General features: G+C 53.0%; 31 protein-coding genes and 1 tRNA gene. 6 read left to right on the forward strand and 26 right to left on the reverse strand.

Annotated elements, in window-relative coordinates:
• The first annotated feature begins 113 nt into the window (after window positions 1–113).
• Window positions 114–1,961 carry an RNA polymerase sigma factor RpoD gene (gene rpoD, locus ACMGGU_RS17810; RefSeq protein ID WP_023333459.1) on the forward strand — a complete coding sequence of 616 codons (1,848 nt, stop codon included), beginning with the start codon at window positions 114–116 and terminating at the stop codon, window positions 1,959–1,961.
• 101 nt (window positions 1,962–2,062) lie between these two features.
• On the opposite strand, the gene mug is transcribed toward rpoD, so the two are convergent.
• On the reverse strand, window positions 2,063–2,569 hold the full coding sequence (mug, locus tag ACMGGU_RS17815; RefSeq protein WP_024906471.1) for a G/U mismatch-specific DNA glycosylase: 507 nt from the start codon (window positions 2,567–2,569) through the stop codon (window positions 2,063–2,065).
• A 125-nt stretch (window positions 2,570–2,694) separates the two neighbouring features.
• On the opposite strand from mug, the gene ACMGGU_RS17820 reads away from it, so the two are divergent.
• Window positions 2,695–2,770: transfer RNA gene (locus tag ACMGGU_RS17820), tRNA-Ile, on the forward strand.
• Between the two features lie 120 nt (window positions 2,771–2,890).
• Here ACMGGU_RS17820 and ACMGGU_RS17825 read toward each other — a convergent pair.
• The 8 genes from ACMGGU_RS17825 to ACMGGU_RS17860 all read right to left on the reverse strand — a co-directional run bounded on the left by ACMGGU_RS17825 (window position 2,891) and on the right by ACMGGU_RS17860 (window position 9,739).
• Entirely contained in the window at window positions 2,891–3,106 is a 216-nt protein-coding gene (locus ACMGGU_RS17825; protein ID WP_032681944.1) for an ogr/Delta-like zinc finger family protein, read from the reverse strand.
• 68 nt (window positions 3,107–3,174) lie between these two features.
• A complete protein-coding gene (locus ACMGGU_RS17830) occupies window positions 3,175–4,275 on the reverse strand; it encodes a phage late control D family protein (RefSeq protein ID WP_420300787.1) in 1,101 nt (366 codons plus the stop codon).
• Window positions 4,272–4,757, reverse strand: a complete 486-nt coding sequence (locus tag ACMGGU_RS17835) for a phage tail protein (RefSeq protein WP_047059311.1) — start codon at window positions 4,755–4,757, stop codon at window positions 4,272–4,274. The genes ACMGGU_RS17830 and ACMGGU_RS17835 overlap by 4 nt, the downstream gene beginning before the upstream one ends.
• Window positions 4,754–7,558: a phage tail tape measure protein gene (locus tag ACMGGU_RS17840; RefSeq protein ID WP_420300788.1), complete on the reverse strand. Its 2,805-nt coding sequence runs from the start codon at window positions 7,556–7,558 to the stop codon at window positions 4,754–4,756. The genes ACMGGU_RS17835 and ACMGGU_RS17840 overlap by 4 nt, the downstream gene beginning before the upstream one ends.
• Window positions 7,551–7,670: a GpE family phage tail protein gene (locus ACMGGU_RS17845; protein WP_007848878.1), complete on the reverse strand. Its 120-nt coding sequence runs from the start codon at window positions 7,668–7,670 to the stop codon at window positions 7,551–7,553. The genes ACMGGU_RS17840 and ACMGGU_RS17845 overlap by 8 nt, the downstream gene beginning before the upstream one ends.
• 14 nt (window positions 7,671–7,684) lie before the next feature.
• Complete coding sequence (locus tag ACMGGU_RS17850) at window positions 7,685–7,987, reverse strand: phage tail assembly protein (protein ID WP_073001392.1); 303 nt, start codon at window positions 7,985–7,987, stop codon at window positions 7,685–7,687.
• 54 nt (window positions 7,988–8,041) lie between these two features.
• Complete coding sequence (locus ACMGGU_RS17855) at window positions 8,042–8,557, reverse strand: phage major tail tube protein (RefSeq protein ID WP_007848874.1); 516 nt, start codon at window positions 8,555–8,557, stop codon at window positions 8,042–8,044.
• A 9-nt stretch (window positions 8,558–8,566) separates the two neighbouring features.
• Window positions 8,567–9,739 (reverse strand): phage tail sheath protein, encoded by a 1,173-nt coding sequence (locus ACMGGU_RS17860; RefSeq protein WP_420300789.1) that lies wholly within the window; start codon window positions 9,737–9,739, stop codon window positions 8,567–8,569.
• 212 nt (window positions 9,740–9,951) lie between these two features.
• Here ACMGGU_RS17860 and ACMGGU_RS17865 point away from each other — a divergent pair, with 212 nt between their 5' ends.
• Complete coding sequence (locus ACMGGU_RS17865) at window positions 9,952–11,019, forward strand: acyltransferase family protein (RefSeq protein ID WP_420300790.1); 1,068 nt, start codon at window positions 9,952–9,954, stop codon at window positions 11,017–11,019.
• An 89-nt stretch (window positions 11,020–11,108) separates the two neighbouring features.
• Here the strand turns inward: ACMGGU_RS17865 and ACMGGU_RS17870 are convergent, their stop codons facing one another.
• From ACMGGU_RS17870 to ACMGGU_RS17895, 6 genes are read right to left on the reverse strand one after another with little or no spacing between them, the layout of a single operon-like run.
• Entirely contained in the window at window positions 11,109–11,693 is a 585-nt protein-coding gene (locus ACMGGU_RS17870; protein ID WP_420300791.1) for a tail fiber assembly protein, read from the reverse strand.
• On the reverse strand, window positions 11,693–12,811 hold the full coding sequence (locus ACMGGU_RS17875) for a phage tail protein (RefSeq protein ID WP_420300792.1): 1,119 nt from the start codon (window positions 12,809–12,811) through the stop codon (window positions 11,693–11,695). Before ACMGGU_RS17875 ends, ACMGGU_RS17870 begins: the two co-directional genes overlap by 1 nt.
• Window positions 12,808–13,413 (reverse strand): phage tail protein I, encoded by a 606-nt coding sequence (locus tag ACMGGU_RS17880; protein WP_039025352.1) that lies wholly within the window; start codon window positions 13,411–13,413, stop codon window positions 12,808–12,810. Before ACMGGU_RS17880 ends, ACMGGU_RS17875 begins: the two co-directional genes overlap by 4 nt.
• Window positions 13,406–14,314 carry a baseplate assembly protein gene (locus ACMGGU_RS17885; protein WP_420300793.1) on the reverse strand — a complete coding sequence of 303 codons (909 nt, stop codon included), beginning with the start codon at window positions 14,312–14,314 and terminating at the stop codon, window positions 13,406–13,408. Before ACMGGU_RS17885 ends, ACMGGU_RS17880 begins: the two co-directional genes overlap by 8 nt.
• Window positions 14,301–14,660 carry a GPW/gp25 family protein gene (locus ACMGGU_RS17890; RefSeq protein WP_029741006.1) on the reverse strand — a complete coding sequence of 120 codons (360 nt, stop codon included), beginning with the start codon at window positions 14,658–14,660 and terminating at the stop codon, window positions 14,301–14,303. Before ACMGGU_RS17890 ends, ACMGGU_RS17885 begins: the two co-directional genes overlap by 14 nt.
• Window positions 14,657–15,235: a phage baseplate assembly protein V gene (locus tag ACMGGU_RS17895; protein ID WP_420300794.1), complete on the reverse strand. Its 579-nt coding sequence runs from the start codon at window positions 15,233–15,235 to the stop codon at window positions 14,657–14,659. Before ACMGGU_RS17895 ends, ACMGGU_RS17890 begins: the two co-directional genes overlap by 4 nt.
• 115 nt (window positions 15,236–15,350) lie before the next feature.
• On the opposite strand from ACMGGU_RS17895, the gene ACMGGU_RS17900 reads away from it, so the two are divergent.
• A complete protein-coding gene (locus ACMGGU_RS17900; protein WP_420300795.1) occupies window positions 15,351–16,307 on the forward strand; it encodes a DUF6602 domain-containing protein in 957 nt (318 codons plus the stop codon).
• 7 nt (window positions 16,308–16,314) lie between these two features.
• Here ACMGGU_RS17900 and ACMGGU_RS17905 read toward each other — a convergent pair whose 3' ends face one another.
• The 11 genes from ACMGGU_RS17905 to ACMGGU_RS17955 all read right to left on the reverse strand — a co-directional run bounded on the left by ACMGGU_RS17905 (window position 16,315) and on the right by ACMGGU_RS17955 (window position 21,838).
• The gene (locus ACMGGU_RS17905) at window positions 16,315–16,761 is read right to left on the reverse strand and encodes a phage virion morphogenesis protein (RefSeq protein WP_420300796.1); all 447 of its coding nucleotides are present in this window, start codon (window positions 16,759–16,761) and stop codon (window positions 16,315–16,317) included.
• On the reverse strand, window positions 16,754–17,185 hold the full coding sequence (locus ACMGGU_RS17910) for a phage tail protein (RefSeq protein ID WP_420300797.1): 432 nt from the start codon (window positions 17,183–17,185) through the stop codon (window positions 16,754–16,756). The genes ACMGGU_RS17905 and ACMGGU_RS17910 overlap by 8 nt, the downstream gene beginning before the upstream one ends.
• Window positions 17,148–17,396, reverse strand: coding sequence for an Rz1-like lysis system protein LysC (lysC, locus tag ACMGGU_RS17915; protein ID WP_223563535.1), 249 nt, complete (start codon window positions 17,394–17,396; stop codon window positions 17,148–17,150). Before lysC ends, ACMGGU_RS17910 begins: the two co-directional genes overlap by 38 nt.
• Window positions 17,281–17,709 (reverse strand): Rz-like lysis system protein LysB, encoded by a 429-nt coding sequence (lysB, locus tag ACMGGU_RS17920; RefSeq protein ID WP_420300798.1) that lies wholly within the window; start codon window positions 17,707–17,709, stop codon window positions 17,281–17,283. The genes lysC and lysB overlap by 116 nt, the downstream gene beginning before the upstream one ends.
• Window positions 17,706–18,221, reverse strand: coding sequence for a lysozyme (locus tag ACMGGU_RS17925; RefSeq protein ID WP_420300799.1), 516 nt, complete (start codon window positions 18,219–18,221; stop codon window positions 17,706–17,708). The genes lysB and ACMGGU_RS17925 overlap by 4 nt, the downstream gene beginning before the upstream one ends.
• Entirely contained in the window at window positions 18,202–18,417 is a 216-nt protein-coding gene (locus tag ACMGGU_RS17930) for a hypothetical protein (protein ID WP_014884902.1), read from the reverse strand. The genes ACMGGU_RS17925 and ACMGGU_RS17930 overlap by 20 nt, the downstream gene beginning before the upstream one ends.
• A gap of 3 nt (window positions 18,418–18,420) precedes the next feature.
• Entirely contained in the window at window positions 18,421–18,624 is a 204-nt protein-coding gene (locus tag ACMGGU_RS17935; RefSeq protein WP_420300800.1) for a tail protein X, read from the reverse strand.
• Entirely contained in the window at window positions 18,624–19,091 is a 468-nt protein-coding gene (locus ACMGGU_RS17940; protein ID WP_420300801.1) for a head completion/stabilization protein, read from the reverse strand. Before ACMGGU_RS17940 ends, ACMGGU_RS17935 begins: the two co-directional genes overlap by 1 nt.
• Before the next feature lie 98 nt (window positions 19,092–19,189).
• A complete protein-coding gene (gpM, locus tag ACMGGU_RS17945) occupies window positions 19,190–19,843 on the reverse strand; it encodes a phage terminase small subunit (RefSeq protein WP_420300802.1) in 654 nt (217 codons plus the stop codon).
• A gap of 3 nt (window positions 19,844–19,846) precedes the next feature.
• Window positions 19,847–20,995 (reverse strand): phage major capsid protein, P2 family, encoded by a 1,149-nt coding sequence (locus ACMGGU_RS17950; RefSeq protein ID WP_420300803.1) that lies wholly within the window; start codon window positions 20,993–20,995, stop codon window positions 19,847–19,849.
• 15 nt (window positions 20,996–21,010) lie between these two features.
• Complete coding sequence (locus tag ACMGGU_RS17955) at window positions 21,011–21,838, reverse strand: GPO family capsid scaffolding protein (protein ID WP_420300804.1); 828 nt, start codon at window positions 21,836–21,838, stop codon at window positions 21,011–21,013.
• 149 nt (window positions 21,839–21,987) lie between these two features.
• Here ACMGGU_RS17955 and ACMGGU_RS17960 point away from each other — a divergent pair, with 149 nt between their 5' ends.
• Together ACMGGU_RS17960 and ACMGGU_RS17965 are read left to right on the forward strand one after the other, a co-directional pair.
• The gene (locus ACMGGU_RS17960; protein ID WP_420300805.1) at window positions 21,988–23,751 is read left to right on the forward strand and encodes a terminase ATPase subunit family protein; all 1,764 of its coding nucleotides are present in this window, start codon (window positions 21,988–21,990) and stop codon (window positions 23,749–23,751) included.
• The gene (locus ACMGGU_RS17965; protein WP_420300806.1) at window positions 23,751–24,800 is read left to right on the forward strand and encodes a phage portal protein; all 1,050 of its coding nucleotides are present in this window, start codon (window positions 23,751–23,753) and stop codon (window positions 24,798–24,800) included. The genes ACMGGU_RS17960 and ACMGGU_RS17965 overlap by 1 nt, the downstream gene beginning before the upstream one ends.
• Window positions 24,801–24,849: the final 49 nt, after the last annotated feature.

Consider the following 24,849-nt stretch of genomic DNA (forward strand, 5'->3'; position numbering starts at 1 on the left):
CCCCGGCAGCCGCACTGAGAGGCAGCGGCAAAAATATAAGTACGCCCTCGCTTTAAAGGTTGGCAGCCCCATCGCCGACACCAATCAAACGAATTAAGTGTGGATACCGTCTTATGGAGCAAAACCCGCAGTCACAGCTGAAACTTCTTGTCCAACGTGGTAAGGAGCAAGGCTATCTGACCTATGCCGAGGTCAATGACCATCTGCCGGAAGATATCGTCGATTCAGATCAAATCGAAGACATCATCCAAATGATCAATGACATGGGCATTCAGGTGATGGAAGAAGCACCGGATGCCGATGATCTGTTGCTGGCTGAAACCTCCAACAACACTGACGAAGATGCGGAAGAAGCTGCTGCACAGGTACTGTCCAGCGTGGAATCTGAAATCGGGCGTACCACTGACCCGGTCCGCATGTACATGCGCGAAATGGGTACCGTTGAACTGTTGACCCGCGAAGGCGAAATTGACATCGCAAAACGCATCGAAGACGGGATCAACCAGGTTCAGTGCTCTGTTGCCGAGTACCCGGAAGCGATCACCTATCTGCTGGAGCAGTACGATCGCGTTGAAGCGGAAGAAGCGCGCCTGTCTGACCTGATCACCGGTTTTGTCGACCCGAACGCTGAAGAAGATATGGCGCCTACCGCCACTCACGTCGGTTCTGAGCTGTCTCAGGAAGAGATGGATGACGACGAAGACGAAGATGAGGAAGAGAGCGACGACGACACCGCGGACGATGACAACAGCATCGACCCGGAACTGGCGCGTGAGAAATTTGCCGAGCTGCGTACCCAGTACGAAGTGACGCGTGACACCATCAAAGCGAAAGGCCGCAGCCACGCTGCCGCTCAGGAAGAGATCCTGAAGCTGTCTGAAGTGTTCAAACAGTTCCGCCTGGTGCCAAAACAGTTCGACTACCTGGTGAACAGCATGCGCGTGATGATGGATCGCGTACGCACCCAGGAACGTATCATCATGAAGCTGTGCGTTGAGCAGTGCAAAATGCCGAAGAAGAACTTCATCACCCTCTTCACCGGCAACGAAACCAGCGAAACCTGGTTCAACGCGGCTATCGCGATGAACAAGCCATGGTCTGAAAAACTGCACGACGTGAAGGACGATGTCTATCGCGGTCTGCAGAAGCTGCAGCAGATTGAAGAAGAGACCGGCCTGACCATCGAGCAGGTCAAAGACATCAACCGTCGCATGTCCATCGGTGAAGCGAAAGCCCGCCGTGCGAAGAAAGAGATGGTTGAAGCGAACTTGCGTCTGGTTATCTCTATCGCCAAGAAATACACCAACCGTGGTCTGCAGTTCCTGGATCTGATTCAGGAAGGCAACATCGGTCTGATGAAAGCGGTAGATAAGTTTGAATACCGTCGTGGTTACAAGTTCTCCACCTACGCAACCTGGTGGATCCGTCAGGCTATCACCCGCTCTATCGCGGATCAGGCGCGCACCATCCGTATTCCGGTGCATATGATTGAGACCATCAACAAGCTCAACCGTATCTCCCGCCAGATGCTGCAGGAGATGGGCCGCGAGCCGACGCCAGAAGAGCTGGCCGAGCGCATGCTGATGCCGGAAGACAAAATCCGTAAAGTGCTGAAGATCGCCAAAGAGCCAATCTCCATGGAAACACCAATCGGTGATGATGAAGATTCGCATCTGGGTGATTTCATCGAGGATACCACCCTCGAGCTGCCGCTGGACTCTGCCACCACCGAGAGCCTGCGTGCCGCAACGCACGACGTCCTGGCTGGCCTGACCGCCCGTGAAGCAAAAGTGCTGCGTATGCGTTTCGGTATCGATATGAACACCGACCACACGCTGGAAGAAGTGGGTAAACAGTTCGACGTTACCCGCGAACGTATCCGTCAGATCGAAGCGAAGGCGCTGCGTAAGCTGCGTCATCCAAGCCGCTCTGAAGTACTGCGTAGCTTCCTGGACGACTAACCGGTCCTGACCATGAAAAAGCTCCCTTCGGGGAGCTTTTTTTTGTTTATTCCTTCTCCCTGTGGGAGAGGACCAGGGTGAGGGCATCAGGCCGCAGAGGATTAAAGCCCCCGCACCATCAGCGCCTCATCCAGCTCCCGATACGCCTCTACCAGCTTATCCAGCGTCGCCCTGTTGAGCCCGCTCGGGTTCGGAAGCACCCATACCTGCGTCACGCCAATCATGATGCTCTGCTTACCCCACTTAGCCCCGCGCTGGCTGAACGCCTGCTCGTAGGCCTGCTTGCCGAGGATCGCCAGCGCGGCCGGCTGATAATCCTCTATCTTCTTGATCAGCTCCCGCCCGCCGCTGCGCAGCTCATGCAGGTTGACCTCACTCGCCTGCACCGTAGGCCGCTCGACCAGCATGGTGATCCCGCAGCGCGTGTCCAGCAGATGCTGCTCCTCTTCAGGCTTGAGTAACCTGTCGGTAAACCCGGCCTGGTAGATCACCTTCCAGAAGCGATTCCCCGGATGGGCGAAATGAAAACCGGTGTGCGCCGAGGACTTGCCCGGGTTGATTCCGCAGAACACCACCCGCAGGCCCGGGGCCAGAATATCGTTGATCATCTTTACTCCCGCTCGATACATCGTCAGGGAAGTATAAAGGATTGATTATGCGTTGTTTATAAAAACAGCAGGCAGGTGTGAATGGCTGGATTGCTGCGGAGAGTTACTTTATAATTCACCGCCACGGCCCCTTAGCTCAGTGGTTAGAGCAGGCGACTCATAATCGCTTGGTCGCTGGTTCAAGTCCAGCAGGGGCCACCAAATTTTAGCTTTAGAATCATATAATTAAGCCACTCAATTGAGTGGCTTTTTTGTTTATTCAAACCCCATTGGCAGCAAAATGGCAGCAGGTGTTTCATTAAAAAACCCGCCAGCGGCGGGTTAGTACGAAAGTTGTTGCTGCAAACCCTTCGGATGCGGAGGTGCAGAACTGATTTTTTGAGGGCGACAAACAGACCTGACGAACGTTTCATGAGTAACAAAAGTGTGCCCGCATTCAATATTTGTGCACTGGTTATAACGCTCTTTGGTTTGGCGGGAAACTTCAAAGCTGCTGCGTGTATGTGCGGCCTGACCACACAACGGACAATTCATCATTTTAGTCTTTTCCCCACTTTTGCTGTAATCGCAATAATGATACAACATAATTCCATTTTGTGAAGTAATCATTCCATTTCTAAATCATCAATTCTCACCTCAAGCTCTAGAGTGGTCGTGAAACCGCTATCTGCACTGACACTGTGTGTCAGCGTGGTAATGGTCCATTCGGCCTCATCAATCGGCTGCTTAAAGCCGCTGACCTTAACCGGCATTTCGGTATACAGATCAGCCCTACCCTCTGCGAGCTGCAGGGAGAAGCTTGCAACCCCGCGCTGCAGACGCTCCCACTGCATCTTAGCCGCTCGTTCTGCATTGCTGCGGTTTGCATAAGTCCTGTTGAGTACCAGCACGTTTTCATCCGTCCCAACCAGGTAATCTCCCTGTTTTGCTTCCGGCTCCTTTGCCGTGGCGGTATTCTTTCGACGGCGCTTAACCTTTGCTGCCTCTTTTTTCTTTGGCTCACGGGTATGGAGCCAGCTGGCAATTACCCCCGTATAGGCATCGCGATCGGCCAAGGTAAAACGATGACCGTCACCGGCCTGGCGGGTTATGGTGATAACCGGCAGAGGCTTACCGCTTGCCGTTCTGCCCTGCCCCTGGCGTATAAACAACAGATTGCCGTCCTTAACTGAGGCTATCGCCCCATACTGCCGCGCCAGCTTCATCAAAAAGCTGGCGTCGCTTTCATTAGTCTGGTCAAGATGATCGACAGGCTTGTCCAACAGGTCCTTTCCCAGCGCCATCTTTAATTTATGCCTGCCCGCGATTTCCTTCACAATTTCGCCCACCGTTGTCTGGTGCCAGGACTTTTCACGCCGCGCATTCAGGGTTTCACGGAAATCTGCGCTACGTGCGCGAATTGTGAGACGGTCAGGTGCGCCGCTGTGCTCAATCTCATCGACAGTAAATCCCCCTTTCGGAAAAAGCGGCTGGCCTTTCCACCCCAGCGCAAACTGAATAACAGCCCCCCGACGCGGCAGAACGATTTTCCCGTCCGAATCGTCCAGCTCCAGATCAAGCTGGTCCGCTTCAAACCCCCGGTTATCCGTAAGCGTCAGACTCATCAGGCGCGAATCCAGTACGGTTGTGACATCCTTGCCTTCAATAATGATGCTGAAACCCGGCGTTTTACTGTTCAGGTTCGTGAGATCAGAGGTGAAATTCACTGCAGTAACCCTCCCACCGTATTTTTAATATTCCCTATCGCAGAGGTGGCGGTGTCCTGCAAATTGCTGAGCTGATCGCTGAGGCTGCCGAACATATCAGACAGCGACTCATCCACCCTTTTCAGCGTCAGCGTGAATTCAATACGCCGCGGCATCCCGCTTTCAAAAAATTCAGTTTTGGTCTGACTCAGGCTCTCGATCACAAACATGCCGTAAATCGTCCCGCTCCCCTCAATCAAAGGCCACGATTTACCCAGCTCCGCCATCTGCTCAAGGGCCAGCAATGACAGCCTGCCGCCGGTGATTTCCGGTAGCAGGACGCCGGACAGCGTCAACGAATCGTTATCCGGCCCAAGAAACTGTGTAGACGGGCGCCGGTTTACCCGGCTGTTAGTGGCATGTCGCCAGCTGCGCTGATACTGCAGCTCCTGATACGGCACGGTGCGCAGCATGAATACGTACAACCCCAGCACCATCATCATGATTCATACCCCCCTCGATCACTGAAATTACTTCGCGCTTTTGCCCTGGCCCTGCACTCACGCTCATCAAGCTGCCTCGCCACTTCGCGGGCAATATCCTGTGCGCTCTGCCCCGGCTGAGCGGTGATATGAATAGGCGCGTTAATTTCATAACGAATTGCCTGCGGCGCACTGGCGGATTTTGCTGACTGGCTTTGTTTGTACTCTTTAGCTGGCAGGCTATATGGATGCATCAGCGAGGCTTCAGCAGGAGCCGCTGCCACACCCATGACGCCCGCAACAACGGAAGCCAGCGCAGCAGTCCGGCGCCTGCTGGTTACATTAGCCGGACCGTTCACAATCTCCGGGCCATTCTCCCCGACTATGCCAAACTGACCGCGCGGAATAACACCACCGCTGTCATACAGCCCTGCAAACGGAACAGAAGCAGCTGCGGCACCACCAACCACCTGAACCTGAGTATTACCCGGCGCTTTATTTTTCCCTGTCATCCAGTCAGGCAGATAATTAGTAACGGATGACAGCTTGCTCTTGAGCGTTTCCCACTTCGCATTGATACCATTGAGAATGTTGTCAATGATGGCGCTGCCCATATCCTGGAATTTAGCTGGTAGCGCACCGACATCTGAAAGAATGGCGTTCCACTTGTCACTGATCGTCTGCCTGACACTGGCCCACGCCTCAGACACACCGGCCTTAATAGCTTCCCAATTTTTGGCTATAAGGCCCGGTAAGGTGTAATTGAAAAACAGAGATTTAATAGCTTCCCAGGCATTACTGACGGCCTGTTTAATCCATTCCCATGCCGCCGTGGTGGCCGCGCAAACCGCATCCCAAACGGCTTTGAACTTTGGCCCAAGCGTGTCCCAGTTTTGCCAGATATAAAGCGCACCCGCAGCTATCAGACCAATAACGGCCAGAATGGGGTTAGCAAACATCAGGCGCCCCAGCCACAATATCCCGCTACCTACCCCCGTGAGGGCTTTAGTGATAAGCCCAAATGCACCACCACCTTTGATACCCAGAATAGAAAACTGCAGGCGCATCAGCGCCAGTGGGCCAAGCACAGCTGATACTGCCAGCATGACCGTACCCAGAACTCCTGTAATCGACGCCAGTGCTGCCATGACTTTCAGCAATGAGCCAGCCAGTTTCGGGTTTTCCTCCACCCAGCGACGCAGCGCCCCCGTTACATTTTTCACGTAACTCATGATATCCATCAGCGGCTGGCGCAGGGTTTCACCCAGGCTACTGAACGCGTTCTGCGCGCCCGTCTTTACCAGCAACCACTGCGCGGAAAGTGAGTCCTTATTAATATCGGATTCTTTCTGCATGGAGCCGTTTGCCGCAGTGCCTGAGGTGAGTTTCAGCTGTCGCTGCAGCTCCGGTAGGTTGTTCGCAAGCTTCGCCGCATCATCGCCAAACTCCTTGCCGAATATCATAGTCATGGCGGACAGGCGTTTATCCTGCGGCAGCTTGTTGACCTTCTCCAGCACGCGCTGAATGGTCCCCATTGCGTCCTTTGTCATCTGCTTTTCAATCTCTTCTGGATTGAGTTTCAGCAGATCCATACCTTCCATAAACCGCTTGCTCTGCATGGTCGCAATCGACAGTTCGCGCACCATGGCATTCGATGCACTGGCAGCAATTTCTGGCGCAGCACCAAGAGTCAGGAAAGTTGAACCCAGCGCGGCCGCCTTGCGGAAATCAAGCCTGTCAGCCACGCCCCCCATACGCTGCAGCACGTTGATAATATCGCCACCTTTTGACATGGCGTTATCGTCCAGGTAGTTCAGGGCATCGCCAAGCTGTTCAATATTTCGGGTCGGCACTTTATACAGCTGTGCGATTTTACCCAGACCTTCCGCCAGCTCATCAGCGGGCAGTTCAAAGGCGGTTGCGGCTTTTGCTGCCGTGGATGCAAAGGTCAGCAGGTCACGCTTCTGGTCTTCGTAAGGATCATTCTGATTTGTCACACCCATACGCGCGCCACCTTCAACCAGCGCGGCATAGTCAATAGCACCATTCTCCATCGGCAGCTGCTCACTGGCGGCCTTGATGGCATCCTGCATATCGTAATACTGTTTTGTCCGGTTGCCGTTGTCGTCCCGCAGACCGTTCACCTGCTTTGCCACCCCTTTCATGGCATCTTCCATGCTGGCATAGCTTTTCACGGCGGCCATGACCGGCGCCCCCATCGCCAGCCCGGCGGCAGAGGTAGTTGCTCCCGCTCCCGCAATACGATCCCTCACCTCAAGGCGGCGGGAATACTGATCGCGGACAGCATGCATTCGCGCCTGTTGCGCGCCAAGACGTTTAAGAGATTTTTGCTGACGGTCCAGAGCCTGCCGGGTTTCGTCGGCGTTCTGCCGCAGCTCCCGCTGCGCACTACTCAGCTTTTTGGTGTCCAGCCCGGCCTCATTGAGCGCAAGACGCTGACGCTGCACAGACTGACGCAGACCGTTGTATTTGCTCTGCAGCTCGTTAACGCGGTTTTTTGCCTGCTCAAGCAGACGTGCCTGCGCCGCCGTCGGGCGGTTAGTGGCCGAGAACTGCGTGGCAAGCTTCGCCGCTTCTTCGCGTGCGGCTTTAAGACTGTTGCCGGTGACGGCCAGCTGCGCGCTTGCCTTGCGGAAACCGTCAATGCGGCCCGCCTGGGCGTCCAGTTCTTTTAATCTTGCGCGGCTTTGCTGAATGGCGGTAGCCAGTTCTTTAGAACTGGCCTGCGCGGATCGGAATGGGCGGGTGAGCTTATCAACCGCATTTAGAATTACCTGCAAACGCAGGTTAGTGTCACTCATCGCTGGCCCCGCTTCTCTGAATCGCTTTATGCCGCCACTCCAGCACTTCGGTCAGCGGCATAACGTCAGTGACGGACGGCGGCCAGTGAAAAATGGTGGCGATATCAGCCACCAGGTCTTCTACCGTCAGGCTGTCGGCAAACCGGCAAGCACCGATTTCTTCAACAAAAAAGTGACCACCTCAACCGAAAGCGCGGTGAGATCGGCAGGGTCCAGCTCTGCCATTTCCTGTGCGGTCAGTGCCGGGGTGGAAATGCGGGGAATAATCGTCATCATCGCGCCGACGTCCATATCCATGATCGCCTGCAGACGGGTGCCACGCAGCGCGCCGGACTGCGGCTTACGCAGCACAATTTCGGTAATTTCGGTTTTACCGCGCTTGATTGGGGTATCCAGCTGTACGGTTTTTTCAGTCAGTTGTTCACTCATCGTCATATCCTGTTATTAAGGTACTGGCGCGGCGGCCCGCGCCTTTAAAGTAGATCAGAGGCCCAGGGCGTTGCGGTGCTCTTCCATCAGGTCCACGCCATCAACGATTTCAATCATGTTGATCACATCAACCTCATAGAGCACCTCGCCGTTGATTGTCAGCTTCGCGTAACTGTTGGTGCTGCTGACTTTTGTGGTGTTGCTCTCGCCGGTTTTCCATTCGCCGGAATCGACTTCTTTATGTCGCCCGCGCACAACCAGCTCAACGGCCTGCACTTCGCCGGTATCGTCACGCTGAATGGAGCCGGTGAAACGCAGCTGGATGCCGTCAACCGTGGCTTTACCCATCTGCTTGAATAACAGCAGTTCGGTGCCACCGATTGAAAATTCCGTGTCCAGCGCGCCATCATCCAGCCCCAGATCAACATCAGCCGAACCGGGCATACCGCCGCCGCGATACTTTTCAAACTTGCGGCCGAATTTAGGCAGGGTCAGAGATTCAACGATCCCCTGATAGTTGTTCCCGTCGTTAAACAGGTTCAGGTGTTTTAACTTGCGTGGTAATGCCATATTGCCCCCTTATGCGCTGACCTTGCTGGCAAAATCCATTAGGTATTTGTCGGTAATGCGCTGACGCAGCATCAGGTTTTCCAGAGGCGGTACCGGCGTATAGTCGTAGTCAATGGTGAGCTTCCCGGCTTTCAGGGAGTCTTTATCGTTGACGGACTCATCCAGCCAGCAATCTGCGCCGATGAGGTACCCCTGACTCACCAGGCTGCGCATTTTGGCCCGGATACCTTCGATAATGTCGCGTGCCAGCGACGGGTTAAGCGGTTTGTCTACGGCCCACATGTGTGCTTCTGCGATGGTGTCAGCCAGTACCTGCGCGGTGCGGGTGTAGTTTTCAAAGGCAAACAGAGGATCGTCACTGAGGCAGCGGGAACCCCAGAAGCGGAAACCGTCCTTGCGGATCAGCGTGGTGACATCGTTCTGGTTCAGCAGCCCCGCATCGGTTGCCGGGTCCTGCAAATCCCAGAACACATCAGCAGAAATGCCGGTGACGCCGTTCACGCCCACGTTGGACAGGGATTTGTGCCAGCCTGTCTGTTCGTCAATTTTGGCACGCAGGCCAAGCGCACGGGCTGAGGCGTAAGCCGCTGCGTCAGCATTCAGCACAGTGTCAAAACTGATGAAATCAGGCCAGATCAGCATCCCCTCGCGCTGGCTAAAATTCTCACGATAGGCTATCGCCTCAGCTACCGTTTTACAGCCGTAGGCTGACAGATAGGCGAAACCGCGCAGACTCTGCGCCACGCTCAGCAGCTCAGTGGCAACCGCCTGCGTATCGTGCCCCGGCACGCCAAGAATGCGCGGCTTAACGCCGAGCTGGGACTGCGCAGATAACAGCGCTTTCATGCCCGTTTTTTTACCGTCTGCTGTCACGCCGCCGATAAGGTTGGAGGTTGTTTCCGCTTCGGTTTCACCCTGTGCAACGCGCACAACGACGGTCACGGGTTTAGCCTGGTCGGCAATTGCATCCAGCGAGCGGGCCAGCGTTCCGGACTCGCCTGCTTTACCGCTGGCGGTCAGCACGTCGGTAAGCAGAACCGGTTTATTGAGGGGGAACACGGACGCATCTGCATCATCGCCGGTACAGACCATACCGACAATTGCCGTGCTTACTGTTGAAATGGGGCGTGTGCCGTCGTTGATTTCAACGACGCGCACACCATGGTGGTAATCCTGGGCCATAAGGCATTATCTCCGCTTAACATGGATACCTTATGTTCTGGCTGATATGCTGATGACGCACGCACTGGGCTTTGTGAGAGGAATGACACAAATGACACTGCCGCAGAGGACAGTAAATAGTGCATTCGAATTTTTCCAAATGTTGTTTTATGTTACGATGCTAATTTAACAAATTACACATCGTTTCCTGATAAAATCCAGTTAAGGTTATAATGGAAAACAGAAATACAAATCACAATATTCAGGCATTACGGGCAATAGCCATACTGCTTGTAATTATTCAACATTTGCATCGTCTACCGATACCCGAATGGTTAATGATTACTTATAGCTCTGCTTCCTATTGGAGTGGAGTTGATATATTTTTAGCAATCTCTGGATTTTTAATGTGCAAAAGCCTTGAAACGGAGATTGCTCATCATGGTCATACCGTAAATGCTTTTTCTTCTTTTTTTAAAAAGAGGATCTTTAGACTGACACCAGCTCTTGTTACCTGGGCAGCCATATGCGTTTTGATAGCTTATATACTTCAACCATATAATGGTATAAACCTTGGGAAATCATTTGACACACTAATTTACTCATTATTAGGAATTTCAAATCTTTTTTATTTTCAAAAGACAATCTCTGGCATTTCTTATGACCCATTACTTTCAGTGACTTGGTCTTTAAGCCTTGAATGGCAATTATATTTTTTATTATCAGCGCTAGCCATATCACTAACAACAAAAAAATTATATATTAGCTTAATAGCAATTATTATTGCCAGCTCAACGCTTTTACCTAACAATGTAAATCATCAAGAAACCATCGGGTGGTGGATACGGCCTCAAGCCTTCATTTTCGGTTCATTGATATATCTATCAAAAAACAGGATATCTAAACTGAAGATTAATAAATATCTAAGTGTTTTGATGTGCGCAACATGTCTATTCTTCCTTGTTTTTTTTACTTCTATCATACCACCCCAATATAAACTGTTTTATATAGGGGCTTTAGGTTCCATAATATTCATTTTGTTAGCTTTAAAAACCCCTCCATTCCATTCTAAAGTTCTGGAATGGATCGGCGACAGATCATATAGTATATATTTATGCCATATTCCAGCAATGATTATCACTAGAGTTACACTAGATTATATTTTTGAAAATAGATTATTATTAAATTCATCCGTGGTATATATTTTGATTTTCTGCCTAATTGCAGGGTTTTGCTCAAACTTAAGCTATAGATACATTGAGCAACCTTTCATTAATTTATATCGAAAAAAACAAAAATAACCATTTCCAAGCCCCCAGCATTTAAATTAATTGGGGGCTTAAATGATCATCACAATACTCTCATAGTATTTTAATCTAAACTTTTATCATCAACTTGGTCTTTCAGGCCAATTGATCTCGGATACTTTTGAAGTATCCACACGCATCAACAATACACGGTATTTTTTCCATTCATCAAGTTCTACTGTTTCCTTCAAAGACGCAACCCCAATATCAACGGCATCCTGCCGCCAAGAAATTTCAGCATCAGCAGCAAGACGAAGTGCTACTTTACTTTTCTCAGCAGCAGCCTCTATTTTCTTGGGATCAGTGACCCACGCACTACCATTCCACGTATCATACTCAGTGACTGGAGCCTGTGTAGTTGTACCTTTCGGATAATCACCGGGAACATTAATTACGACTTTAACACCAGTTTCAGTGCAATATACACTTTCACCTCGGTGATCTCTTACATATTGCCAACTGCTTAACTCTTTTGCTCGACAAATAGTAAAACCGAGTTTGGTTTCCATAGGCATGTCAATACATGAATATGCGGGAATACCAACTCCAACTTGTAGATATTCCAAAACACTGCCTATATATTCATATGTCTCGCTATCGTAGTTATAAACCGTAATATATCCAGCCTTTGTGGCAATATGATTGGTATTTAATTCTGCCAGTTCCATTACTCGGCTCTCACAATGTAGTTAAAGGCAATATTACGTGGGCGTACAATTCCAGCGATGTTTGTCTGAACGGTGTTACTACTATTAGTTGATGCAACTACAGCTATGTAGCAACCTGTCATTTCAGCAGTAATGGCCTGATCCATTCCCCACACTGAATTGTTATTCAAAAGATTATTAATACCTACTACGTTTGGAGTTGATAACCCATCATCACCAGGAATAACGCTCCCCTTCTGACCAGACAGAAGGGTACGTGAAGAATCGACCCCGCGACCATCATCCCAACCTCGAATAAATTCTGCCCTTAAATCTGGCAAAACCAGCCCAGGGTAGGCCTGCGCAAGTTTAGGATATTGCGTAGCAGAAAATGTCGCCCCGTTGCACTTCAGCCATCCATTTGGAGGTACTGCAGTGGGCCATGGAATCGGGGTACCGACTGGCAAAGTAGAGCCACCTCCAAGAGCAGCCAGAGCCGACTGCACAAACGCCGTATTGGCAAGCTGAGTGGAATTGTTACCAGCGGCCGCCGTCGGGGCTTTTGGTGTGCCGGTAAACGTCGGGCTGGCTTTTGGTGCATATTGTGAATGCGGATCAGCGGCCGCAAGATGCGCCGCCATCAGCTCATCCACATACACCTTAAGCTCCAGTACCTTATCATCCACGTATTTACGGGTAGCAAGTACGATGGAAGGATCAATTTTCAGCGTAATGTTATCGGTGCTGTTGGTAATTAACACCATGCGCACTGTCTGCGTGCGGCCGCTGCCCTCTGCCAGCTGCGGCTTGTAGCTCTCCGGGCAGTTACCGACAGCAATCAGCGCGCCGGTTTCATCAAACAGACCAACCTCACGAATCCACCAACCGCCCTCCGTTTCGGGTATCACCTGCTCAGCGATCACCTGGCTGCTGTTTTGCGGATCGATATAAAGCATATTCAGAGCTGCACGGCGTTTTTCACCGACCAGCTTTGTCTGTTGTGCGTTTGGCGTTGGCAGCACGCCGCCGCCATCACCCACCGCCATCTGTGTAATTTTCAGCGGAACACCGAGCGCGGCGGCATTTGCCAGTTTCGCCGCGCCGATATCCGTCAGCAGGGTATAAAATTTTGCGCTCATGGGTTCACTCTCATTGTGTCAATAACATGGACGGCGCCGCCCTCATAGGCAGAGCCACCGGAAAGGATGGTTTCGTTGATATACGGGTAAATCGTGATTTCTTCGCCGCTATAGGTGGCAGCCCCCACAAAACATGGCCCGCTCGTCTGCAGATTTATGGACATGCCTATCAGATGCCGACTGCAGGGTTTGGCGTCACCGATGAGGCGCTCCAGCTCCAGATAGGTTTCCTCTGTTATGCCCTGGTCCTGCACCCCAATATCCAGGCGAAACGTGCCCGGCGCCTCACCGGTCTGCCACCATTCAATGATGCGGATCAGAAAACCGAACGGCTCCACCACACGCCGCACAGCGCTGGTTGTGCCCTTGTGTTGATGGATATAAAACGCATCCTGCACCACGCGGCGCTTCACGCTCTCCGCCCATCCTTCGTCCCAGCGATCAACCGAAAAGGCCCACGCCAGATACGGCAGAAACTTGACCGGGCATGTTGCCGGGTTCCATAAATCGCGCAGCGGCACCTGCAGATCGGAAATTCCGCTGCAGGTCTGCGCCAGGCGGCGCTCAAGCGGCGATGAACCAGGAGGAAGCAGACTATTCATCCGTCCCCCCGTTGGTTACGCTCCATTCCGTACATGAAGCTGCTTGTGTCTTATCCAGCACCACATCAGCGAGCGGCGAGGCCAGTTCAACACGTTGCACACCTTCCACATGCAGCGCGGCATAAATAGCACTGCGGCGAATATCGCGCCCCAGCCTCGTCTGGCTGGCGATATATTTCTGCAGGCTGACCTTTGCCGCCTCCATCACCGGCTCAGCTTCTGGCCCCGGGTAAAGAAAGAGCGTTGCATCTACGCTGTACGGAATAATTTCAGCGCTGCGCACCGTCAGACGGTCAGCAACCGGCCGCACGTTCTCACTGTTAAGCGCCTGTTCAACCACCGCCAGCAGGTCCGCCACTGCCGTTCCGTCGCCCTCACGGCTCAGTACGGTAAGCACCACCTCCGCCGGTGCCGGGCTGGTTGCGCTGGCGTCAGCGACTCGCCCGTCCGTGCTTTTAGCGTGAAACTCATAAGCCGCCGTTGGTCCCGCAACGGACAGCCCCTCAAATGCAGCAGGAACACGCAGGCGCAACGCCTCGTCACTTTCCATTATCGCTGCGACCGGCGGCACCGCGTCGTTATCTGCAGGTGTAACCGTCAGCCGCTTCACGTTGTAGTTGGCCGCCATCTGATCGAGATCGCCGCCCATGGCATAAGCCACCATGACCGCCTGCGCCGCCTCGTTGATACGCTGGCGCAGCAGGATTTCCCGGTACGTGTTTTCCTGCAGTTGTTTGGTGATGGGTTCAGATTCCAGCTCAAGCGTGCGCCGCACCGCGTCCTGTTGATCTATAGGATACAGGGCCATAAAGGCGGCCTTACGCTCAGCCAGCAGGGATTCAAAGTCCGGCACGTCAACGATTTGCGGCGCGGGGAGCTGGGAAAGGTCAATGACTGCCATTGTCTGCTCCTGTTGATACCGAAAGAGAAACAGGCGCGCCGTTATTGCGCTTCCCGGTTAGCTCAACCACCATGGAGCCATCAAAGCTGCTGTTGATGGTGATGGAATCCAGCGTAAGCCGAGGCTCCCAGCGACTCAGCGATACGTAAACAGCCGCCATAATCTGCAGGCGCAGCGCCGGGTTCTGGGGCTGGTCAATCAATGCTGACAGCAGGGAACCATACTCCCGGCGGGCTATACGGCTTCCCTGGGGAGTCAGCAGAATATCCCTGACCGACTGACGCAAATGGTCCGCATCAGAAATGGCTTTGCCATTGTCCTGATTCATACCGATATACAGCGTCATACAGGACCTCCCGATGTATCGCCGCCGGACTTAACGCCGGTATGACCGTGTTTATCGACTACGATCCCGTTAGAACTCATGGCGCCGCCGCCCTGGGTGACGCCACCATTGATCACCACCTCGCTGTTTATGCGCGTGTTACTTGCTTCAACCACAAACTCCCCCGTTTTCAGGGTTATGTTATCTGCCGCCTCGATCACCATGGATTTGATGCCCCGCACATGCCAGCGGCCGGTCGCGGGTTCATATTCAAACCAGCCACCGTCCGGGTATTCCGTTACGCAGCCGTCCACGGAGTCCGACGGCGGCGCGAACTGGTTGGAATAGATCGCAGGTAAGGCAAAAGCGGTTTCAAGATTGCCGCCCATACTCAGCACCACCACCTGCTCATCCGGCGACGGGCACCACCATGTACGGGCACCGCCTGCGCGCAGTGTCAGCCAGTTAATCCAGTTGGTTTCAAGCTCGCCCACTTTCACCCGGCACAGCCAGTTTTCCCGGTCCACTTCGGTTACGGTGCCGGTGCGGATCAGGTTGGTGATTAGGCGCATGATTTCTGTCAGATGTGCGTTCATGGTATTAGATTGCCATTAATCGTGTGTGGGATGGCTAATGACCACTTTGTATAGTTCCTGGCACAATTACGGATTAAAATAGTCTCCAACATCATGAATGATTGGTTATTTCAAAATGAAAAATAAAAACCCATACCAAGCTTTACTACGTGGAAAGGTAACTTCAGCTATCGCCCAAGCCAGAGCCGCAGCCTGTATGACACATCAGGGGGTAAAAGGGAGCGTTCTTGAAATCTTACTTAGTCAGCTTTTTCGACCGCTTTTACCCGCAGATATAGGTGTCGGGACTGGGCAAATAATCGATGCTTTTGGAACCCCGTCTTCCCCACAAATTGACATTATTATCTATAACAAAGAAATACTTCCCCCTGTAGTTTTTGATAGTATTGGAATATTCCCAATAGAATCTGTTTTATATACTATCGAGGTCAAAACAACCTTAAATTCACGAGAACTTTCAATCGCAGAACGCAGCGCAAAAACAATAAATACAACATTTAAGTATCTGCCCGGAAAGTTAAACACCGAAGGGAATAGAATTCATCATTCAATTAGCAAACCTCGCGCAGTGATTTTCGCATTGAATACTGACTTAAAACCCAATGGAATATCCGAAGCAGAACGGTATAAAAAAGTATATGGTAAAGAAGAGCATTACCTTAGTGCTATATGCGTCGCCGGACGCGAGTATTCTTATGAAAATGAAGACCAATGGATTTCCATGCGGAACGAAGATGCATTTGACGAAGTGTTAGCGCTCATTGCGGGGATCACTAACACCTATAGAGAAGTATCAGATAGCAGAGGGTATCCTTTGCTTGGATATTATGTCGCACCTGAAGATATAACTTCTACAATATACCCTTCGTACGATTTACCCGAACTATCCGTTAAATGTGTTCAATGTGGCAAGGATCAAAAAATCATCCCAACCTTTGATGGGGTAAAAGACTTAACTGTTAATGGTCATATTACACATTCATCTCCATGCGAATGCGGTGGAGAATTAACTTCTGAAAAAGGCACTTACATAATAAAGAATGAAAGACTCAGAGAGATAAAACCAATATAACCTTTTGTCATCTTGTTAACCATTGCAACAGCGTGTCACGGGTGATGGTTTCTACCACATCATTCACGCCCAAAAGACGGCGTGCCGGGTACCGGGCCTCCGGGCCGTTGCGTCTGACTCGATCACGCAGACCATAATGATGAACACGGGCGATGCGCTGGACGTTCCTTTCAAACTGCACACTTGCAGAGTCCGCAGTGGCTGCGGTTTTCAGGTATTTAGTGGTGCGCAATTTGGCGAACATCTGGCGCTTGATGCGCCCCTTTTTACTTCTGGCCGTCACCCGGCGCGCCTCAAAGGCGGTGCCGTCTGGATTGCGCTGCAGCCTGATGTTTTGCTGTTGCGACCGGCGCAACTTCTGCGCCAGTTGTCGCATCATACGATTGCGGGCTGCCGGTTCCAGATTCGCCAGCAGGGCGGCCAGCCAGTCATCCACCCTCTGCAGGTCATCCACGTTTCACCGTCCACATTTCTTCGGGTACGTCGGGTTCCGGCACCGCTTCAACGCTCGATACGGTGCCGTCAGTGTTTACAATCACGCGCTCTGTGAGCTGCAGATTGAGGCTGAGATCACACAGATCGTTGCTCAGGATATCGACGTCAAAGGTAAAAAGTTTTTCGCGCAGCTCCGGATTGTTGATAGCGTCAGGTTGATTGGTCATTAACCAGAGCAGCACGGGCGCCATCACTAAATTCTGGTTGCCGCTAAAGTCTTCAATCACCACGTTCAGGGTGTAGCGATATTCCCATGACATTGAACGGGTGCCGGTTGCGACCAGCGAACCGTTATCAACAAAAAGGTGCAGTTTGTCCGGGTTGTCACGGACATACGCCACCGATTTATTCAGGGCGTTGCGTAAGGACTGCGGCTTGTTCACTGTCTCGCTCCTGACACGCTATGATCGTGTCCACTTTGTCGGCACATACCGCCCAGGCGGCCTCAGTCTCATCCAGCACCTGGTTCAAATCCCCATTACTGCGCGGCGCTGACCTGTCCAGACGGCATTGCGTCACTTTTGGACAACCACTCACGGTAAGCTGCACCTCCGGCGAGGGCCGGGCGGTCCCGCAGCCGGATAATGTCAGCAGGCAAAGGAGTGTCAGCCCAGCGGCGTAAATCCTCGTTTTCACGTTTTAGCTCCTCGATCCGGCGCTGGCGACTCCGCAACAGCGCGGAAGCCTCCTCCGCTGCAGCATAAAGTTGCATCTGCGCCCGGCTGTTGGTTTCGGTAAGAATGGACAGGCTGATGAGCTGGCTGTTTTTCTTCGCCAGCTCATGCTTGTTATTTTTAAGCGCCTCAGCCTGCGTCCCGATGGTGTGACCGGCATTGTTAAGCCGCCATGACTGCCAACCCAGCAACGCCAGCACCAGAGCCAGGATCACCGCCAGCGCGCGCGTCATGTCCCTGCCCCTTTAAGACACCAGGCAAGCTCACGGGCGCGCCTGTTTTCCAGCCCTTTACTCCTTTGACCATTTACATAAATCCAGCGGGGGAGCTGGTTGCACGCCTGCCACCATTGCTGGCGATTGATGTAAGAAACCATTGTTGACCGGCAAATTGCCCCCGTTCCGACATTAAAGCCGATACTGATCAGGGCATCGTAAACATGCTGAGGTGGCTTAACCTGCAGGCAGGCTTCAATCCTTTTTTCCGTCAGCAACACGTTATTAATCAGCCCCTGCGCGGCCTGTCGCTCCGTTATGGTTTTGCCCGGCACTACCCCGGACGTATTGCCGATCCCGTCAGTCCAGACCCCGGCGCTGCACTGGTATGGCTGCAGGCGGCACCCTTCGAAGTCAGCAATCAGTTTCAGCCCCTCGACGGAGGTATGAAGCGACTGAAAGCCCGGCAGCGTGGCAGCAATCGCCAGCACCGCGCCGACCAGGCAACGCTTAACGATTGAAGGACTCATATTCCCCCCTGGATATTCTGCCGTCCCGCAGCAGCTGGTAGGCTTTCCAGCGTAAATAACAGGTCACCGCTGCAGTAATAATCCCCAGCGCAAGACCGGTAATGGTCGATACATCTTTAAGAGACAAATCGCCGAGCCATGCCAGAAGCAGGGCAACGCAGTAAGTGATAAAGGCGCTGATTCGCTCAAGCGTCATAGTTCAGTCCCATAACTGGACAGTCTGCGCAGTGGTTGACGACGTAATGTCCGGCAGCTCCACCTGCAGCCCGTGCGGTAAAAAGGGGCCATACTCAGCCAGCCCCGGATTCGCCTGCAGCACCTGCTCAGTGACTCCCTGCGTGCGCCCGTAATGGCGCCAGCAGAGTGCGTCCACCGTGTCATACTGATGCGCACGCACTTTCATCAAATCAGCTCCACCGTCATATGTGGCATATCGCGCAGGCGGGACTCCGCCCAGCGCACATCGCGCCACAGCTCACCTAAGGTTGTTTCGATATCTTCGGCTTTCTTGCTTCCGTCGCCGGTTGCGTCAAAATCGCGATACCGCTCAACCAGGTTTGCTTTTGCCCAGCAAAACACCGCACGGCGATACAGCATGAGCCGCTGGCTTTCACCGGCGATCACATCAGCAGGGACGTCGGCCAGGCTCGCATACCCCTGCGCCCGTTGTTTCTCGCGGAACTCATAAAGATCGGCGTTAACTTCAGCAATTGCTGTCAGCAACGCCAGACGCAGGCGTGGATCGGTAACACTCCCATCCATGCGCATATCACGGCGGAACTCTGAAACCCTGACATCAGGCCAGAAACTGGTGTTTTTAATAACGTCCTGGGTACTTTCCCCGGCCTGTTCCGGCGAAACGAATTGCATATTTCTGGCACTCCCAAATAGTTGGGCGGTGGACGGGGTTTTGACGCGGCATAAAGCCTGTCGCCATCCCGTGCCGCCCCGCGCGTTGGCACGATTCGTTAAGCCGACATTGCCTGTCGCAATCGGCTTTCAAGCTTGTTGATTTCGGTTTTGACGCCAGAACTGTTATCCAGCTGCAGGGCACGCTTCAGATGGTTAAGTGCCGCCACTGCCTGATCGTTATCCCGCAGCGCGTAGCCCATCGCTTTATGAAGTCGGGCGCGGGACTGATCCGGCATATCCTGACCTTCAACGATATCGAGCACCTGGGTAAGAATGGCGGCACTGAATGATTCACCGGCAGAAAAAGCACGCATTGCCGCGTCGGCAAACTCTTCCGCAACAGCGGTCCCGCAGGTCCTGTTGAAGCGCTGCGGCAGGACCCAGCCGTGTTTAATGGCATGACGGGCAATGTCCAGCGCGCCGGTATAGTCTCCGGCATCAATGCGCCAGATCATGACGTACATCGCCACGTCGTCCTGGCCTGACGCGTCAGCATCCAGTAAACCGGCAATCCATGAGGCATAAGCGGGAAGAAACTCACGTTTGAGCTGAGCCTTGCGCTCATTTGACTGGACGGTTTTAAGGTGCCTGCGGTGTTCTGTCAGCTGTAACAGCATCTGGTTGTAGCCCGTCAGGCTGGTATTACTGCCGCCCTGACGGGCGGCATCCTGAGCCTGTACATACTGAGTGTGAGCTCGGAACGGATTCATTTATCACGCTCCGTCGCCAGCACCGCCAGCTGCCTGCGCATCAAGCGCGCCTTTCACCGCTGCCGTGACGATTTCCTGGATGGTTTCAGTTGTCAGCGCTGGGCTGGCATTGCCACCTGCCTGCACGGGCAACAGTTCGATGTTCTCAACAAGGCAAACGCCATCGTAATCTTCGACAACATACGCCTCGTTAACGGACTCGAAGTTCTCCACGCGGTCACGCTTCGGATTGTCGATGACCGAACGGCGGCGGGAGCCTGATTGCCAGTAAATAGACAGGTTATCCAGGCGGGTGATCAGCATGGCATTAGCCGGGAAGAACGGCGCACGAACGGCCGGGAGGTTGCCGATACGCTTCTGGCTGATGATGAGATCGGCCGCCATCGCTTCGCTGTTTGGCTGGTCACGGTTGACGATCGGGAAATATTTATCCGCCAGTAACTGGCGCCCGACGATAACCACAAGCTCCGTATCTTCCTGATACCACGGCGCGATTTTCTCATTCACGGCGCCCATAACCAGCGCATCCAGATTCAGGAAATCACCGCCTTTACCGACACGGATAGTCTGAGAAATCACCTCGCCTTCGGACACGATCTTATCCATTACCTGAACGGGTTTCTCCTGGCGGATTTTCTCCAGCCAGCCGATATTCACATCCTGCAGTAGTGGATAGGTCGCGCGGTCTGACGTTTTCTCACGCTTCACACCGTTGAAGCCGATCATGATGCGGTCAAGCGCCTGGCGGGTAATGATGACGTCACGGATGCGCGTCTGGAAGTCCTGGAATTTGGCCCATAAATCCAGCTTCGCATAAGGCAGCGCCGTATCAGAGTTAGTCTGGGTACACTTGTACCCTTCACCGTCGATGTAAGTCGGATCAACGGGTTCACGGTCTTTTTGAGTGGTATCAGTATTTCCGGCAATACTGGAACCAATACCCAGTCCCAGACGCTCGCCGGACTGTTCATCAACCGGGATAATGTTGATTTGCTGCAGGAACGAGGAAGACTCCTGGATTTTCGTTTCCAGCGTCTGCGCGACTGACGGCTCAGCAGTATATTTCGAGGCGATATCGCTCACAGATACGCCGTTGAGTTTGGCGAGCTGCGTCAGATAGCCGTTGAATTTAAAACGTGTCTCTTTTTTCATTGTGCTTTTGCTCCGTCAGCAATCGGTGGTTTGTTCTGCGCCGTTATTGCCGGTCGCATTAGGGCGGCGTTCGCTGCGGCTGTCCTGGGTGGAAAGCAGCTCACGCAGGGTGGAGAGTGCGCTGGTTGTCTCATCAACAACCTTTTGCATATCGCTCAGCTTGTTGCTGAAATCGATCTGATGGGTGCTGACCTGCTCCGCCAGCGTCTGATGCTCACGCGCGATGGTTTCAACAGCCTGATTCACATCAGCAAAGCGGGCGTTATCATCGGCGCCTTTGCGGGACAGCAGCTCTTTCACGCGGGTAAACAGGCTGGTTTTTTCCGGCACGTCCTCAAACTCGATCAGCGTTTCAAGAGCTGCGGTAAACAGGTTGTCTTTGTCCAGCTTGCGGCGCGCCAGGGGGTTATGTTCTGCGCTGGCGCTGAACTGCAGCATTTCAGTGCCGAGGCTTGCCGGATCGTCAGTAACCGCCAGACCAACCAGATAAGCGGAGCCGGTATCGGCAAAGCTGGTGTTAACTTCCATTGAGGTGAAAAGCTTCTGCCAGTTACCGGTCATGGTGATCAGATCGTCCGTCGGGGCAATCCAGCCATACAGCGCCATCTTCCCGGACAAAGCCCCTTCGGTGATTTCTTCCGCTTCCAGCTTTTCCACCATGCCAAAACGACGGAAAGGCCCATCAGGGGTAAAACCCTTGATGTGTTCCATATTGATCAGTGCGGTGTATACCTGCGGGTTATAGCTCGCCGCCATCTGGGTGATCCAGTCACGTTCAATAACGCGCCCGTCAGTGGTGGCCCCTTCGACCCCAATACGAAAACGCTTAGATTTTTTTGCCATCGGTCCGGCTCCGGTTAGTTAGTTCGTAACACGTTCAGAGCCTTATGTTTGCGGTGATAGGCGCGTGTAAACAACGCGTTGGGCTTGTGCGAACTCCCACACAATGCGAAGCCGGGGAAAGTGCTGATTTGAGGCCGTATGTTTGTGCCATGACAACACTGACCCCCGCAGACTTCGATCCCCGTCGTCAGGCAATGCTGATGTACTTTCAGGGATACCGCGTAGCCCGCATTGCTGAAATGCTGGGCGAGAAAGTTGCAACCGTTCACAGCTGGAAAAAACGCGATAAGTGGGGCGAATATGGCCCACTGGATCAGATGCAGCTCACCACCGCCGCACGTTACTGCCAGCTCGTCATGAAGGAGCAGAAGGAAGGAAAGGATTTTAAAGAAATTGACCTGCTGGCGCGTCAGTCCGAACGACAGGCCAGGATCGGTAAATTTAACAATGGCGGGAATGAAGCAGACCTGAACCCCAACGTCGCCAACCGCAATAAAGGCCCGCGCAAACCGCCGGAAAAAAACCTGTTTACCGACGAACAGATCGAAAAGCTGGAAGAGATTTTCCGCGGCGGTATGTTCGAGTACCAGCGCCACTGGTGGGACGCTGGTATCAAACACCGTATCCGCAACCTCTTAAAGTCACGCCAGATCGGTGCAACCTACTATTTCGCCCGTGAAGCGTTGATAGACGCGCTGACCACGGGGCGAAATCAAATCTTTCTGTCAGCGAGTAAAGCTCAGGCACACGTTTTTAAACAGTACATCATCGACTTCGCAAAAGAGGTGGATGTTGAGCTGAAAGGCGATCCGATGGTGCTGCCTAACGGCGCCTGTCTTTACTTCCTCGGTACAAATGCCCGTACCGCGCAGAGCTATCACGGCAATCTGTATCTTGATGAGTATTTCTGGATACCTAAATTCCAGGAGCTGCGTAAGGTGGCCTCCGGTATGGCGCTGCACAAAAAATGGCGCCAGACCTATTTTTCTACACCTTCCAGCCTGACGCACAGCGCCTACCCGTTCTGGTCTGGCGCCCTGTTCAATAAAGGGCGCCCGAAAGCCGACAGGGTAGAATTTGACCTTTCTCACAGTAGCCTGGCGCACGGCGTTTTGTGCCCTGACGGCCAGTACCGCCAGATAGTCACCATTGAAGATGCCGTAAACGGCGGGTGTAGCCTTTTCGACCTGGACCAGCTGCGCCTGGAGTACAGCCCGGACGAATACAACAACCTGCTGATGTGTCAGTTTGTTGACGACCTGGCGTCCGTGTTCCCGCTGGCGTTGCTGCAGTCCTGCATGGTTGACAGCTGGGATGTGTGGGACGATTTCGAACCGCTTTTACTGCGTCCGTTTGCATACCACCCTGTCTGGATCGGCTATGACCCGGCAAAAGGAACGCAGAACGGTGACAGCGCCGGTTGCGTGGTCATTGCGCCTCCCGTCGTCCCCGGCGGTAAATTCCGTATCCTTGAGCGTCACCAGTGGCGCGGGATGGACTTCCGCGCCCAGGCCTCAGCGATTGAGGAAATCACCAGACGCTACAACGTGACCTACATCGGCATTGACTCGACCGGCGTTGGCGATGGCGTTTACAAAACGGTTAAGCAGTTCTTCCCTGCCGCGCGTGAGTTTGTCTACAACCCGACCGTAAAAAATGCCCTGGTGCTTAAAGCCTACGACATCATCAGCGGCCGCCGTCTGGAGTTTGATGCGGGGATGCTGGATATCGCGCAGTCCTTTATGTCCATTCGCCGTTCAACCACCGCCAGCGGCAACCGGCCAACCTACGAAGCAGCCCGCACAGAGGAAGCCAGCCATGCGGATTTAGCCTGGGCAACCATGCACGCACTTTATAACGAACCACTGGCAGGAGCTTCCGCCAGTACCAGCAACATCGTGGAGATTTTTTAATGGCTAACCGCAAAAACCGCAGCAAGGCACCGCGCGGCAAGACCGCATCCGATACAGCCAACATGGTGAGCAATGCAAATGCCGAAGCGTTTGCGTTTGGCGATCCGATCCCCGTAATGGACCGACGGGAGTTATTTGATTACCTGGAGTGCGTGCAGGTAGACCGCTGGTACGAACCACCGATCAGCATGGATGGCCTGGCGCGAACTTACCGCGCCGCCGTGCATCACTCCAGCGCTATTCAGGTAAAACGCAATATTCTTACCAGTACCTTCATCCCTCACCGCTGGCTGTCTAAACAAGCCTTTTCCCGGTTCGCCCAGGACTTTCTGGTATTCGGTAATGCCTACCTTGAAAAACGCATGAACCGGTTAGGGCAGATCATGGAGCTGCGCGCCTCGCTTGCCAAATATACCCGTCGTGGCATTGACCCGGACACCTACTGGTTTGCACAGTATGGCTACAACTCACAGCCCTATCAGTTCGATGAGGGAAGCGTGTTTCACCTGATGGAACCCGACGTTAACCAGGAGCTTTACGGGATGCCGGAATACCTCTCCGCCATTCCCTCCGCCCTGCTGAATGAATCGGCCACGCTGTTTCGCCGGAAATATTACCTTAACGGGAGCCATGCTGGTTTCATCATGTACATGAGCGATCCCGCAGCCGATCAGAAAGACGTGGACAACATACGCGAAGCGCTGAAAAAATCGAAAGGGCCAGGCAACTTCCGCAACCTGTTTATGTACAGCCCGAACGGCAAGAAAGACGGCATTCAGATCATCCCTCTGTCAGAAGTCGCAGCGAAAGATGAGTTTCTGAACATCAAGAATGTGAGCCGTGATGACATGCTGGCAGCTCATCGCGTGCCGCCGCAGCTGATGGGGATTATTCCAACGAATACCGGCGGATTTGGTGATGTTGAAAAGGCAAGTCGTGTCTTTGTTCGCAATGAACTCATCCCACTTCAAAAGCGCTTCGAAGAGATAAACGAATGGTTGGGTGATGAAGTGATCAGCTTCAGTCCTTACGCTCTGGAAGCTGAATAACAGGCATAAAAAAGCCCGGTTTGTCCGGGCTTCATGCAAAACGCAATAT

This window comes from Enterobacter sp. BNK-8, assembly GCF_048685095.1.
Classification (GTDB): domain Bacteria; phylum Pseudomonadota; class Gammaproteobacteria; order Enterobacterales; family Enterobacteriaceae; genus Enterobacter; species Enterobacter quasiroggenkampii.